Here is a 14,148-nt window from a genome sequence, read left to right on the forward strand (position 1 = left end):
ATTGGTAAAAATAATCTCAATACTTATGATGAAAAATGTTATTACTCCAGAAGTTAATGAAGAGGGCAAAGTAATACGTCGTGTTCGTAGCTTTGTCCGCCGTCAGGGGAGATTAACTCCTCGTCAGGAAAATGCACTGCAAATGTTATGGCCTAAGATGGGGGTAGATTTTACCGGCGAGCCTCTATCATTTGATTCACTATTTGGTAATAATGCGCCGGTGATCCTGGAAATTGGTTTTGGTATGGGGGCATCATTAGTTGCCATGGCCGAACAAAATCCGGCTAAAAATTTTCTCGGTATTGAAGTTCATACACCGGGAATTGGTGCTTGTTTGGCAGCGGCGAAAGAAGCCAATCTGAGTAATTTACGGGTTATGTGTCATGACGCAATTGAAGTATTGGAGAAAATGTTGCCAGATGATTCGTTAAATATGGTACAACTTTTTTTCCCTGATCCCTGGCATAAAGTAAGGCATAATAAGCGCCGAATTGTGCAGCAGTCCTTTGCTAAGCTTGTTTTACATAAATTGGAATTAGGTGGTATATTTCATATGGCAACCGATTGGCAGCCTTATGCCGAGCATATGTTAAATGTAATGCGTGAAATTAGTGATTATCGAAATTTGTCAGCAGTAGGCGATTATGTTCAGCGACCCGCTACGCGACCGGTGACTAAATTTGAAAAGCGTGGCCAGCAGTTAGGCCATGGAGTATTTGATCTTATGTTTGAGAGGATAAAATAATGTCTAAACAGCGTAGCCTTCGTTTACGTAAAAAAAACTACATATAGACGAATTTCAAGAGGTTGGTTTCTCAGTAAATTGGTCTTTTCCCGCTAAAACGCCCGTTGATAAGATTGATAGTATGGTTGATACCTTTATTATAGAGCTTATTCAACCTAATGGTTTAGCGATGGACGCCAGTGGTTATTTAGATTGGGAAGGATTGATTTGTATGGAAAAAACTGGCAAATGTACAGAAGAGCATCGTAAATTAGTAGACGAATGGTTAAAAAATCACGGAATGAAAAAGGTGGTTACTTCTGAATTATTTGATATTTGGTGGGATTAATCAGCTTTAAATGTTATTAGACAGATTATTGTGACTAAGTGTTTTTGGCATGCTTTAATTTGTCTAAATGAAGAATCGATAGTTAAAGATTACTTTTTTGGTGTAAATAAGTCTATCAATAGATTTTTTTACTATAAAAACTGTATTTTTAGTTAATAATTAAAGAAAAATAAATGTATTTTATAACAATTTTAAATTTAGTTTTTATATCTTTTAATTGAAGATGGTTAATCAGCAAATTGGCAAATAATATGCTGTCTTATTTTTTTTAATTTTTCATACTAAATAAAGAGAAAATTAAATTCATATTAACTGATTGAGTAAAAAGAATAAATTATTATTCTAATATTTCAATTTTAAGTAATAGATATTGTTTTTTATTACAACAATATATTTTTAATAGCTTTATATCAATCAAACTGGTTGTCTACCATTCCATTTATTATACAAATATAAAAAATATTAATATATTTTTCAAATAGCTAATAGTAGTATGCTTATAATATTTGCTAAAACTAATATTAAATTAGTATTTAACTAGCTATCCATTTTTATATTGTATTCATTAAACTGTTTAAATATATTAATTTTAATTGATGCTTAATGTTGGGTGGTTATGTTTTATATAATAAGTTAAAATTTTATTATGTTTTTTATATTATAGTGAATGCTAGATTTTTTTGTCATTAACTTAACTAAGTGATATTTAGCTGTATAATAGGTACTTGATAATTATGAGTTTTGAAATTAATTCAATTTTTTAATCATCAATTGAATGAATTTTAAGCATAAATAGGAAATAGATAAAAATTATTCTAATTAATAGATTATATTTTTATCATGATAATTTATAGGAAATAAAAATAATATCGGATAGTATTAAGATATGAAAACTTTAAACACAACGCTTTCTAATACATTACTCATAGATATTTTACAACAGGTCCGTGCTCTGATTGGACAAGGAAAAGTAGCAAATTATATCCCAGCGTTAGCAGAAGTGCCGAATCATCATTTGGCAATGGCTGTTTGTACTGTCGAAGGAGAGATATTTTCAGCCGGTGATGCATATGAGCGTTTTTCTATTCAGTCAATTTCTAAAGTACTTGGTCTTACCTTAGCGATGACCCGTTACCGGGAAGATGAAATTTGGTGTCGGTTTGGTAAAGAGCCGTCAGGATTACCCTTTAATTCATTGGTACAATTAGAAATGGAAAAGGGGATACCGCGGAATCCTTTTATTAATGCCGGGGCTATTATTATTACTGATATGTTGCAGTTTCGGTTTAGCACAGCTAAGCAACGAATGCTGGAGTTTGTTCGTTCTCTTACCGGTCAAACGGATATTAGTTATGATAACCAAGTTGCGAAATCGGAAATGGGGCATGCGAGTCGCAATGCAGCAATTGCCTATTTAATGAAATCTTTTGGTAATTTCAAGAGCGATGTTTTAGCGGTATTAGTAACTTATTTTCATTATTGTTCGCTAAGTATGAATTGTGTGGAATTGGCTCAATGTTTTAATTATTTAGCCAACAATGGACGATTATTAAATAATGATCAGATCATCACACCAATTCAAGCCCGACAAATTAATGCCTTGATGATGACTGGTGGTATGTATGATGGTTCTGGTGAATTTGCTTTTCGTATTGGAATGCCGGGTAAATCAGGTGTTGGTGGTGGAATCATTTGTGTTGTGCCTAATGCTTTTACAGTAGCGGTATGGTCACCTGAATTGAATAAATCAGGGAACTCTTTGGCAGGTTGTGCTGCCTTAGAATTATTATCGCAACGAATAGGTCGCTCCGTTTTTTAGTATATGGCAATACAAAGCTGTGGGTTAAAGGAGAAAATATGTTACGTATTATACTAATTGTTTGCACATTATTGATGGCAGCTTTTGTCGTAGCGAAAGATCATCAATGTTCTGTAAATCTTAAAGATGACATTATTATTACCAAACAGCAGATACAAGTAAAAGGTGCCAGTGGGAATTTGCAGATCACACCTGATGGTGAAGTTACCTTTAATAATAAAGTATTGCCGTTAACCCCGATGCAAAGAGAACATGCTGTTGCTTATCAAAGCGTGGTTCGTGCAGATTTACCATGGATCAAACAGCATACTGAGCAGAAATTATTTGAAGCTAAGCAAATACTCGATAATCTGGTTATTCGGGTAATGGGACAGGACAGTCAAGTGAGAAATCGCTTAAATACACTAAAACAAAATTTGGATAAGCAGATTGATAAGGTTATTGAACAAAGCGCCGATAGCCTGATCTTTCATCATCAGCAGTTAAAAACGATTGAAGCTGACAGCCGTATTTTACTCAATGAAAGTTTAGGTGGAATATTGCAAGATAGTATTAATGAAATGGGGCGTAAACAATTATTGACGGGTGGTGATGCAAACCAGTCGCTGCAAAATTTGCTGGGTGGACTAAGCGGATTACAGCAGGATTTAGAATTAGAATGGAAAAAGCAGGAAGATAATTTTCGCCAGTTTGGTCAACAGGTTTGTCATACAATTGCCCATATGGAGCAGCTTCGTATTGATCTATTAAATAAGTTGAAATAATTTTTTAAACTATCACATATTTTATTTTAAGCGTGCAATTTAACCAAGTTATTACTAAATTAAGCGTTTAATTTGATCGAGTTTATCCAATCAATAAAGTTTAATCTGGTTTTTATCTGTTATTGTTGCAGATATTAGTCAGGTTAAGCTCAATATTCCCATTTTTCATTTTAGCTAAATTTAGCCTGACAAAATAATGTCGCTGTACTTGGGATATGAAAGTGACAAAAATCAGCGTAATACCCGATATAGCAATCCTAAAAATTAGTATAATTTGTAGGCATAATAATGCTTATCGTTAAATAAACGGTTTCGATAGTTATTAATTTCAACAAAAATAGAATATTAAGTATAAAAATTAATGATAAAACCTTTTATATGAAATAAATCACTGAAAAATTTATTTTTGATAGGAGTACAATGCATGTCTACCATATTGAATTTAGGCAATAATTACAATTATAACTTTAGTGAAAGTCGACTTAATCGCGTTATGAATGCAGAAACATTGGCTGAAGCGCAAATATGGGGTTATGGGATCGGATTAAAGACCTTTTTCACGGTGGCGTGAAGCGGCAAGCAATAGAGATATTATTTGATCATATTAATCAGCCGGCATGCCATGATACTTCACCAAATAAACAACTACTGAAATTTGAGCGATTGATTGATTTAGCCAAACCTGAACACAAAAAAGATTTTACCATTGATGCTGATCCACCTAATGTATATGGTAAATGGAATTATCGATTACAGATCGCAGAACATACTGTATATCAAGCTAATGAGATAGTTGATAGTTCAACCACTTCTTATGGAGCTTTTTGTGCAGTTATGACAGGTATGGCTTTTCGCCAATATATATCTGATGATCCTGATATTTTTGGTAGTGGAAATGATAGTAATGATGACTATATTAGGGCTAGTATCCAATGTATGAGTGATAATGAAAAAATACGCCAGCAGCTTGAAAAAGACCTAGACAACCCGAAGTATAGCCATAAAAATTTTTGTGCAATCGAAGAAGTTGCTGATTCAGCAAAATTTATTGCCCGCTTCAAAGAGGGGAGTTTAGAATTTTCTAATAGAGATAATTTACACGGTGAATTTAGAGATGCTCTTTTAAAGAATGCATTGCAAAGTGGAAATTATCACAATTTGAGAGAATTGTGCTTACAAGGTAATAATCGTACAGGGCAAAATACCATGCTAAAGTATGCAGTAGCTCCTCATATTGATATTTTCATTCAAAGTCTGACAAAGGGTAATCCCATTGATTGGCCGAATGGTAGGTATGATCCCATTAAGGTTTTAATTGAAAATAAAAGTCCTCTTATCAGTGCGGAAACTATTCAATCACTAAATGAACAGGTTATTGGTGATACGACATTAGGTAAATTATTTGGCATTCCTCAACCTGATATCGATGATGCAGATGGTAAGCATAGAAATACTATAGTGGATAAAAGAGTATAGTTGATTAGAAAAGTAGAATAATATACCGTCATTTACATCCCACCCTAAATGGGATGTAAATGGCTTTATAAAAATAGTGTTAACAAAGAATTAAGAAATAATTTGCCTTGTTCGGTGATCTGCCATCTCAATTTTGTTTCTGTGATATAACCTTGCTCCAGCGCGTTATCAAGTTGACGACGAATGATATTTTCCGCTAAACCGGTGTAATCAATAAAATCCTGTCTTGGTACTGTCTCAAGCAAGCGAAAACGATTCATAAAGAATTCAAAAGGCCTATCTGGTTGGTTTACTTCCTTTTGCTGATAGAGATAGTTCCCCGATAGATAGCCACGGGGATGTTTCGTTTTCATTGTTCGCAAAATACGACCATCGGCAAAAGAGATTTTTCCGTGTGCGCCACAGCCAATTCCTAGATAATCGCCAAAACGCCAATAATTTAAATTGTGCTGACACTGATAGCCAGGCTTGGCATAACCAGATATTTCATATTGTTGATATCCGGCTTTATTAAGTAGCTGATGTCCTTCTGAAAAAATCTCCCACAGCGCATCATCATTAGGTAATACTGGCGGGCAGGAGCCAAAATGGGTATTCGGTTCAATCGTTAATTGATACCAAGAAATGTGGGGCGGAGATAAATCAATTGCTTGTTGCAGATCAGAAAGTACCTGTTCAAGTGACTGATCAGGTAAACCATGCATTAGATCGAGATTAAAACTACGTAAATTTAATGTTGAAGCCAGACAAGCGGCTTGGATAGCTTCTTCTGGGCCATGTATTCTGCCTAATCTTGTGAGTTTATCGGCAGCAAAACTTTGCACTCCAATAGAAATCCGATTAATACCAGCTTGTTGGTATTGGCTAAAACGTTCAGCCTCAACGGTGCCAGGATTTGCCTCCATGGTGATTTCGGCATCAGCTGCCAGCGATAATCTTTGACGTATACCATCAAGCAAAGATTGCATTGCCTTAGCGTCGAGTAGGCTGGGTGTACCGCCACCAATAAAAATACTCTTAACTTGACGACCATTTATCAGTGCAAGGTCAGCCTGAAGATCGGTTAGTAGATGTGTGACATATTCTTGTTGGGGCAACTCACCTTTTAGTGCATGTGAATTAAAATCACAATAAGGGCATTTTTGCACGCACCAGGGAATATGCACATACAGACTCAATGGCGGTAATTTAAGCATTAGTTAAAAATCCTAATAACATTTTTAATGCTTGCCCACGATGCGATACTGCATTTTTTTGCACTTTGGTTAATTGAGCTGCGGTAAGTTTTAGTTTGCTGTCATAAAAAATCGGATCATAACCAAAACCGTTGCTACCTTTAGGTTCATGGGTTAGCACACCTTGCCATATACCGTGACATATAATCGGTGTTGGGTCGGCAAAATGGCGCAGATAAACGAGTATACAATGGAATTGAGCTTGGCGTTGGTTGTCCGGAATATCTTTCATGATGGATAATAGTTTATGCAAATTTTTTTCGTCAGATGCATTTTCACCGGCAAAGCGAGCTGAATAGATCCCCGGCGCACCTTTTAACGCATTAACCGAAAGGCCTGAATCATCGGCAATGGCCGTGAAACCAGAGGCTTTTGCCGCATGGCGTGCTTTTAATATCGCATTTTCAACAAAAGTTAGCCCAGTTTCTTCAATTGCACTAATAGTTAATTCAGTTTGGGCAATAATATTTAAGTTACACTCTTTTAACAGTTCAGCGAATTCACTTACCTTGCCGGCATTACCCGTTGCTAATACCACTTTATGCATGAAATTTGCTCACCTTTACATTAAATAGCCAACTGAATAGAGTATGTTGGTAATAGTCGGATCAATGAATAGCAGAATATCCAGGCGCAGATAATTTAAAGCAATCAAAATCAGCATTACAATCATGACTGAGAAATCTAACCCGCCCATAGCAGGGATAATACGACGAATAGGTGACATTAAAGGTTCAGTTAATTGCATAAGCATATAATCAATAGGATTACGACCTTGGCTTATCCAACTAAGAATAGCTCGAATTAAGATCAGCCAAAAAACTAACTTGCCGGCATAAGTTAATAATTGAATAAAGCTAATAGGTAATAGCGCTATGCTGATTAAAGCAAGCATGTTCGTTGCCCACATGACAAAAAGAATATTGGCTATGGTAAGAATATAGGCGACCAATAAAGTTGCGGTATCAATCGCTCCAATGGCAGGAATAAAGCGCCGTAAGGGTCCTACAATTGGTTGGGTTGTTTTGACCACAAATTGGGAAAATGGATTATAGAAATCCGCTCTGACCCATTGCATCCAAACTCGTAGCAATAAAATAATAATGTATAGTTGAATAATGGTTGGTACGATAAAAGTTAAAAATTGCATTTAATTATCCTGATAAATCAATATTGTTTTTCCATTTCTTCAGCGCGGCGGATTGCAGCACGCATTGCGTTGGTGACAATTTGAGCTAAATTAGCTTGATAAAACTGCTCTAAGGCTTTAGCCGTAGTGCCGCATTTCGAAGTCACTTGTTCTCTTAGTGTCGCAAAAGAGAGATCTGATTTGCTTGCCGCCAGAGCAGCAGAATCTTGGGCGGTATATAAAACCAGCTCTCTTGCTGTTTTACTATCAAAACCAAGTCGTTCAGCCTCCTGTTGCATTAATTCCATAAATAGGAAAAAGTAAGCAGGTGCACTACCAGTAACGGCAATAATATCATTAATTGCGGCTTCGTTAGTCAGCCAGAAAACTTTGCCAACACTTGCCATTAGTTCTGTGGCAAAAGTTTTATCATTCTCTGAAACTGAATCCATGGCATACAAACCACTAACATCTTGGCCTACTAGAGATGGCGTGTTAGGCATAACACGCACCAGATTTATGTTAGGCGCGAGATATTGTTGATAACGTTTCACCGGAATTCCAGCAGCAATTGTCAAAACCAATTTATTGGCAAAATTAACCTGTTCTTTTAGTGATTGACAAACAGTTTCCATAATCTGGGGCTTAACAGCAAGCATAATAACATCTGCATGTTTGCTTGCATCACCGTTATCGCTTTTTCCGTGTATGCCATATTTTTTTACCAGTTGATCGCGATTTTTGGTGGTGGGGGAACAGACTGTGATGTTATTTGCCGGATAGCCAGCTGAAATTAATCCGGCAATAATCGCGTGAGCCATATTCCCAGCGCCGATAAAGGTAATTTTTCGCTGTTGCATTATATTGCTCCTTTTATTGATTGCCTTGATTTTCAAATTGATTCATTATCGGGAACCAAAAATAGCTGTGCCAATTCTGACTAATGTTGAACCACAAGCAATTGCAATATCAAGATCTGCGGTCATGCCCATTGAAAGTGTATCAATATCTGGATATTGTTTTTTTAGCAGATTGAATAAATTTTCCATGCTACGAAAAATTGACATCTGTTGGCTAAGCTCATTATTTGGCGCTGGAATTGCCATTAAACCACGTAATTTTAGGTTTGGTAATAATACAATTTCAGCCGCTAATTTATCTAACTCTGCTGGTGTTGTGATACCTGATTTACTTATTTCATCACTGATATTAATTTGGATTAGCACGTTTAGTGGCGCTTTATTTCTCGGACGCTGATTATTTAATCGTTGTGCTATTTTCAATCTATAAATAGTATGACACCAATCAAAATGCTCTGCTACTAATCGACTTTTATTGGATTGTAGCGCGCCGATAAAATGCCATATTAAATTCTGTTTGTTACTAAAGTAGGCGATTTTTTCTATCCCTTCTTGCAGATAATTTTCGCCAAACTGGTATTGGCCCGCATTGATAGCCTCTTGAATTGCATCACAAGATTTAGTTTTACTGACGGCCAGCAGAGTAATATCTTCGGGCTCTCGATGATATTTTTTGGCCGCTTGTATAATGCGATTTTTGACATTAACCAGATTTTGTTGGATTGTATTCATAAAATTTAGATGCTAAATAAAAATGAAATAGGATAAAAATATAATCTCATTGTCACGGCTATGCGTGACAGTTTATTGTAATTATGCTGATTAAGCATGTTGTTCAAACCAACTTTCTAAAATAATGACAGCAGAAATGGAATCAATCTTACTTTTATTTAACGCCCGATAGCCACCCTGATTAAATAGTTGTGCTCGCGCTTCTATTGTTGTTAAGCGTTCATCGTGTAATGCAACTTGGATACCAAAGCGCCCATGCAGACGATTAGCAAATTTACGGGCTTGATTACTTATTGGCTGCTCTGTTCCGTCCATATTGAGAGGAAGTCCAACGATAGCCAGTTCAGGTTGCCACTCTTGTATTATTTTTTCAATGTCTAACCAGTTGGGCTTACCATTTTTTGCTTTTATTGCAGTTAAAGGGCGTGCAGTTGCTGTAATTTTCTGCCCAATGGCGATACCTATACTCAGTGTACCGAAATCAAAAGCAATAATTGTTCTGTTTGCCATTATGCATGACCCGCTTGATTTGAAATATTAAAGATATCAATCCCAATTAAAGCAGCGGTTTCACGCCAACGTTCAGAAATGGGGGTGTGAAAAATGATATTGCTATTTGCTTTGGCGGTTAGCCAACTATTTTCCATTATCTCTTTTTCCAGTTGCCCTTGTTCTCAGCTTGAATATTGCAAGGCAATAAGTGTTTTTTCTGGTTGTTTGGTAGTTCCTAAAGTTTCGAGAATGTCTTTTGACGTTGTGATCATAATTTCATCAGAAAGCTTTAAGGTAGAACTAAAACTATTTTGTGGCGAATGCAGAATAAAACCATGAGCTTCTGCGATCGGGCCACCAGAAAAAACCGGTTGACTTAATGCAGTTATACTGATCGTATTCTGTCGTTTTAATGTTTAAATTTTTTAATATACTATTGATTGAAATTTGTTCTATTTGTCTATTGATAACGAGACCCATAGCACCTTTATGCTCACAGATATAAACCACCGACTTTTGAAAATACGGATCTAATAACGTTGGCATGGCAATTAGAAAGTGGTTTTGTAAATTCATATTATTAAACTTATTTTCCTGAATTATCAATAAAATATACCTGAATTAAAAGTTAAAAAAATAATTAATGAAACACATTCGCGATTGTTTAAATTTTATTTTCGACTGACTGTAAGATATTAATATTTTATAACAATAGAAAACATTTATAGTATCCTATCTTAATTATTCAGTTAACTGTAGTGTTAGCTGTGGTTAATTTACTGTTTTTGCAGCCAGTCGTTTTTCTATTGCATCAAATAACATACCTGTAATTGATATAGCCGAAAATGCTGCTTCAATTTCACGTATACAGGTAGGACTGGTAACATTAATTTCGGTTAAGTGATCACCAATAATATCTAAGCCAACGAAAATTAATCCTTTTTCCTTTAATATAGGTGTGGCCGTTCTGGCAATTTTCCAATCACTTTCTGTCAATGGTCTTGCTTCACCATATCCTCCTGCCGCTAAATTTCCTCGTGTTTCACCTTGAGCAGGAATACGAGCTAAGCAATAAGGAACTGGTTCACCATCGACAACCAACACCCGTTTATCACCTTGCTTGATAGCAGGTAAGTAATCCTGAGCCATACAGAAGCGCTGGCCATGTTGAGTTAATGTTTCAATAATGACACTGGCATTAGGATCATCTTTCTTTAAACGGAAAATCGATGCGCCACCCATTCCATCTAGAGGTTTAAAGATGACATCACCATGTTTTTGATGAAATTCTCGCAGTTTTTTATTATTTCTGGTTACTAACGTATCAGGTGTTAATTGAGGAAACCAGGCGGTAAATAATTTTTCGTTACAATCCCGCAGGCTTTGAGGTTTATTGACAATTAGACTACCCGCTTGTTCTGCCCTTTCAAGAATGTAAGTGGCATAAATATATTCAGTATCAAAGGGGGATCTTTACGCATTAAAATAACATCAAGATTTTTCAAAGCAATATCTTGTTCAGTACCAAATTGATACCATTGTGCAGTATCTTGTTTGATGTTGATCAGTTGTCTGGTATGTCCGTATGCATCACCTTGTAATAAATAGAGATCGTCCATTTCCATATAGTGAATTTCATATCCACGGCGTTGTGCTTCTAATAGCATAGCGAAACTACTATCTTTTTTAATTTTTATGGTTGAGATGGGATCCATCACAATACCTAATTTGAACATTTTGTCTCCTTAACCAAGATCGCCGAAGCGAACTTGTAATGCTGTGATTGCAGTTAACGCAGTGGTTTCTGTTCTTAATATCCGAGGCCCAAGTAGGATATTAGTAAATTGGTAGCTAGTTGTCATTATGATTTCATCTGGCGAAAGCCCACCTTCTGGGCCAATGAGTAACCTAATTTTATTTACCGCTGCGGGCAGTGTATTAATACTTGATTGGGCTTTAGGATGGAGATTAATTTTTAATGCATTATCTTTTTCTGTGCACCAAGCTTCAAGAGGCATAACTGGACGAATTAAGGGGATTTTGTTATGTCCACATTGTTCGCAAGCAGAAATGGCAATATTCTGCCATTGTTGTAGCTTTTTACTGAGTCGCCCAGGCTCTAATTTAACATTACAGCGTTCAGAAATAAGTGGAGTAATGATATTGACGCCCAGTTCTACTGATTTTTGAATAGTGAATTCCATTTTTTCCCCACGAGAAATAACTTGTCCAAGATGGAGATCTAAAGGGGATTCTCTGTTTGCAATTGTCGCCATCCCGAGCTGGACTTTAACTGACTTTTTATTAATCTCAAGTATTTGCCCTATGAAAATAGAATTACTGCCATCAAATAACTCAATATTTTGTCCTACACTCATACGTAGAACTCGACTAACGTGGTTAGTGGCATTATCGCTTAATCGTATTATTGCGCCTGATTCTAATGGTTCAGGATGATAAATCCGAGGAACGCGCATAGCCATGCTTCCTTATAAACTCGATGCTAGCAAAATATTGTGCCTATAATAAAGATGGGAGAATAAACTAGCAAGCTGTCTCGTTAGCCATTGATTTTCCTTTTTTATTTTGCGTAAAAATTCGCAAAAATTCGCTTACAACCGGATTATTGTTAATATTTATTGTAGAATTGTTATAAAGCGTTGTTTTTTTATTTATGGATATTGGGAAAGAATGCTGAGTGAATAATGCGGTTTTTTCAAAAAGGAATTTGAAGATGGCAACATGGCTCACCACTTTTTCGTATTGGCTGTTGATTCAAGCATTTGTTATAACAATTATTTTATTATCATTAAGCCATTTATTAGTTAGTTATTTTACCCCTTTATCTATTTAATTATAGATCGCATGACTCACCTAGTAGATATCTCATTTTTATTACTCTTTTTTATTCCTTTCACTATCATATTTTTGCTGATCACAAATCTTAGCCATATAGTGATTTTACTTTTTTTGTCTGGTTTAGCGTATTACTTGGGTTTATTGATCATCAGACAGGTTATTTGCCAGATTTATTAGTCTATCCATTACTTGTATTAGCGTTGCTTTTTCATGCCATGCAATCTAATGAACAGTTGTTATTGGCTATTTATGGTGCCTTGGTTAGTTATTTAATATTTTGGTTTATTTATGGTTTTTTTAAATTAGCTATTAAGCGTAGAGGATTAGCACAAGGAGATATTAAACTTGTGGCGGCTTATGGGGCTTGGTTAGGGGTATATATTTTACCTTATTTAATGCTATTATCTGCTTGTCTTGGCTTACTTAATTATTATATTCTTTTATGGAGCAAGATACGCTATCAGCCAGATAAAATTGCTTTTGGCCCTGAATTAGCTAGTGCAGGTATTAGTTTAATGTTGATTAAATATTTTAAAGAAGATTGGCTCATAAAAATTATTCTCTAACAAGTTAGCATGTCGATATTTGGGGCTGGGTAACTTTGTTAAACTTAGACTAGTATTTTTTATTGAAAAGAGACTTTATTAATTTTTATGTGCTTTTAACTCGTTAGATGAAATATGAGGAAAGTTAAAATGAAAAAAGCAAGTTTGTTATTATTTTTTCTTCTCTGTTGTTCATTTTCAATTATGGCATCTGTGCCAGATGGTATTATGGTATTTGCCAGTCAAAAAGAAGACGGTAGTATCTCTTCGGCGAAAAAAACCTATTACACAAAAACATTTGATGTTACGGTGGTAAATGCGTCTGAAAAAGATATTGATCTATCTAAATATTGTTTTTAAGTTTTTTTAGGTTCAAGAGAATTTAAGGTAGATACTATTGATGAGAATTTACATAATAAAGTGCTAAAAAATAACAAAAGTGCAAAAAGCTTGATAGTATTTGCATCTATTAATCGTGATATTACTAAAGACTCCATTTTAATTGTTTTCAAATTTATTATGCTAAATAAACAATAGTTAACCTTTTTTCATCCATGGAAAAACATAAATAATTTTTATGATAAGGAAGCCGCCGATAAATTTTCCAGATAATTTTGCCATAGTTGTGGTTGAGTAAAATATTTATCTAAATTTATTACCATCAGGTTTTCATTATGCTGAGCAATTAGGGTCGGAAAACCGGAACGAGCAACTTGATGTAATAAGGTACGACTTGATTGGATATGCTTGTTTGTTGGTTCATCTTTATTTATGGCAAAAGTTTGTTGAAATAACTGTTTGTCTAGTCCAATCTGCTGGGCTAATTGCAATAAAATGTTTTCGTCACTAACCCGAAGGCCATCAATATAGAGCGCTGTTTGGATGGCGTTTAACATTGCTAAATTTTTATTTGCTAATTTATCAGCGGTAATAATTGCGGTTATCGGTGGTAATGAATCAAGTATTACATCATTTTGTTGTAACATTTGGTGATAATTATCTCCAAATGTTTGACCCGTTATACCAGCTATCTGCTTATCAGTATCCAACAAAAATTGACGCCATTGATCGTCTATTTTTACTCGGTTGTGGCCTGTCAGCATACCACCACCATGAAGTTGTAGTTTAATATTCGGCTGACTAGCTGCAATTTCTATCAATGGA

General features: G+C 35.3%; 14 protein-coding genes and 5 pseudogenes. 8 read left to right on the top strand and 11 right to left on the bottom strand.

Annotated elements, in window-relative coordinates:
• The first annotated feature begins 25 nt into the window (after nt 1-25).
• From trmB to AC01GB_RS07945, 6 genes and pseudogenes are all read left to right on the top strand, one after another.
• Nucleotides 26-745 (top strand): tRNA (guanosine(46)-N7)-methyltransferase TrmB, encoded by a 720-nt coding sequence (gene trmB, locus AC01GB_RS07920; RefSeq protein ID WP_474452353.1) that lies wholly within the window; start codon nt 26-28, stop codon nt 743-745.
• Nucleotides 745-1,073, top strand: a pseudogene (locus AC01GB_RS07925) (YggL family protein). Before trmB ends, AC01GB_RS07925 begins: the two are co-directional and overlap by 1 nt.
• 886 nt (nt 1,074-1,959) lie before the next feature.
• Nucleotides 1,960-2,892, top strand: a complete 933-nt coding sequence (gene glsB, locus AC01GB_RS07930; protein WP_474451381.1) for a glutaminase B — start codon at nt 1,960-1,962, stop codon at nt 2,890-2,892.
• Nucleotides 2,893-2,930: 38 nt separating this feature from the next.
• The gene (locus AC01GB_RS07935) at nt 2,931-3,656 is read left to right on the top strand and encodes a DUF2884 family protein (RefSeq protein WP_474451382.1); all 726 of its coding nucleotides are present in this window, start codon (nt 2,931-2,933) and stop codon (nt 3,654-3,656) included.
• A gap of 424 nt (nt 3,657-4,080) precedes the next feature.
• On the top strand, nt 4,081-4,227 hold the full coding sequence (locus AC01GB_RS07940; protein ID WP_474451384.1) for a hypothetical protein: 147 nt from the start codon (nt 4,081-4,083) through the stop codon (nt 4,225-4,227).
• Entirely contained in the window at nt 4,182-5,132 is a 951-nt protein-coding gene (locus tag AC01GB_RS07945; protein WP_474451385.1) for a hypothetical protein, read from the top strand. Before AC01GB_RS07940 ends, AC01GB_RS07945 begins: the two co-directional genes overlap by 46 nt.
• Before the next feature lie 65 nt (nt 5,133-5,197).
• On the opposite strand, the gene hemW is transcribed toward AC01GB_RS07945, so the two are convergent.
• The 10 genes and pseudogenes from hemW to rsmE form a co-directional block, all read right to left on the bottom strand.
• On the bottom strand, nt 5,198-6,328 hold the full coding sequence (gene hemW / locus AC01GB_RS07950) for a radical SAM family heme chaperone HemW (protein ID WP_474451386.1): 1,131 nt from the start codon (nt 6,326-6,328) through the stop codon (nt 5,198-5,200).
• A complete protein-coding gene (rdgB, locus tag AC01GB_RS07955) occupies nt 6,321-6,914 on the bottom strand; it encodes an RdgB/HAM1 family non-canonical purine NTP pyrophosphatase (protein ID WP_474451388.1) in 594 nt (197 codons plus the stop codon). The genes hemW and rdgB overlap by 8 nt, the downstream gene beginning before the upstream one ends.
• Before the next feature lie 15 nt (nt 6,915-6,929).
• The gene (locus tag AC01GB_RS07960; protein WP_474451390.1) at nt 6,930-7,517 is read right to left on the bottom strand and encodes a YggT family protein; all 588 of its coding nucleotides are present in this window, start codon (nt 7,515-7,517) and stop codon (nt 6,930-6,932) included.
• Nucleotides 7,518-7,534: 17 nt separating this feature from the next.
• Nucleotides 7,535-8,356 carry a pyrroline-5-carboxylate reductase gene (proC, locus tag AC01GB_RS07965; protein ID WP_474451391.1) on the bottom strand — a complete coding sequence of 274 codons (822 nt, stop codon included), beginning with the start codon at nt 8,354-8,356 and terminating at the stop codon, nt 7,535-7,537.
• 45 nt (nt 8,357-8,401) lie between these two features.
• Complete coding sequence (locus AC01GB_RS07970) at nt 8,402-9,088, bottom strand: YggS family pyridoxal phosphate-dependent enzyme (RefSeq protein ID WP_474451393.1); 687 nt, start codon at nt 9,086-9,088, stop codon at nt 8,402-8,404.
• 90 nt (nt 9,089-9,178) lie between these two features.
• Nucleotides 9,179-9,598 (bottom strand): Holliday junction resolvase RuvX, encoded by a 420-nt coding sequence (gene ruvX, locus AC01GB_RS07975; protein ID WP_474451394.1) that lies wholly within the window; start codon nt 9,596-9,598, stop codon nt 9,179-9,181.
• A pseudogene (locus AC01GB_RS07980) lies at nt 9,598-10,156 on the bottom strand (YqgE/AlgH family protein). Before AC01GB_RS07980 ends, ruvX begins: the two are co-directional and overlap by 1 nt.
• Before the next feature lie 195 nt (nt 10,157-10,351).
• Nucleotides 10,352-11,014 carry a glutathione synthase gene (gshB, locus tag AC01GB_RS07985; RefSeq protein ID WP_474452354.1) on the bottom strand — a complete coding sequence of 221 codons (663 nt, stop codon included), beginning with the start codon at nt 11,012-11,014 and terminating at the stop codon, nt 10,352-10,354.
• Nucleotides 11,015-11,316 (bottom strand): annotated as a pseudogene (locus AC01GB_RS07990) (glutathione synthase); the annotation flags it as partial.
• A gap of 9 nt (nt 11,317-11,325) precedes the next feature.
• A complete protein-coding gene (gene rsmE / locus AC01GB_RS07995; RefSeq protein WP_474451395.1) occupies nt 11,326-12,057 on the bottom strand; it encodes a 16S rRNA (uracil(1498)-N(3))-methyltransferase in 732 nt (243 codons plus the stop codon).
• 501 nt (nt 12,058-12,558) lie between these two features.
• Here rsmE and AC01GB_RS08000 point away from each other — a divergent pair.
• Together AC01GB_RS08000 and AC01GB_RS08005 are read left to right on the top strand one after the other, a co-directional pair.
• A pseudogene (locus AC01GB_RS08000) lies at nt 12,559-13,005 on the top strand (prepilin peptidase); the annotation flags it as partial.
• Between the two features lie 129 nt (nt 13,006-13,134).
• Nucleotides 13,135-13,521 (top strand): annotated as a pseudogene (locus AC01GB_RS08005) (DUF4354 family protein).
• A gap of 38 nt (nt 13,522-13,559) precedes the next feature.
• On the opposite strand, the gene AC01GB_RS08010 reads toward AC01GB_RS08005, so the two are convergent.
• Entirely contained in the window at nt 13,560-14,144 is a 585-nt protein-coding gene (locus AC01GB_RS08010) for a DsbA family protein (protein WP_474451396.1), read from the bottom strand.
• Nucleotides 14,145-14,148 lie beyond the last annotated feature (4 nt).

Source organism: Candidatus Arsenophonus phytopathogenicus (genome assembly GCF_056113345.1).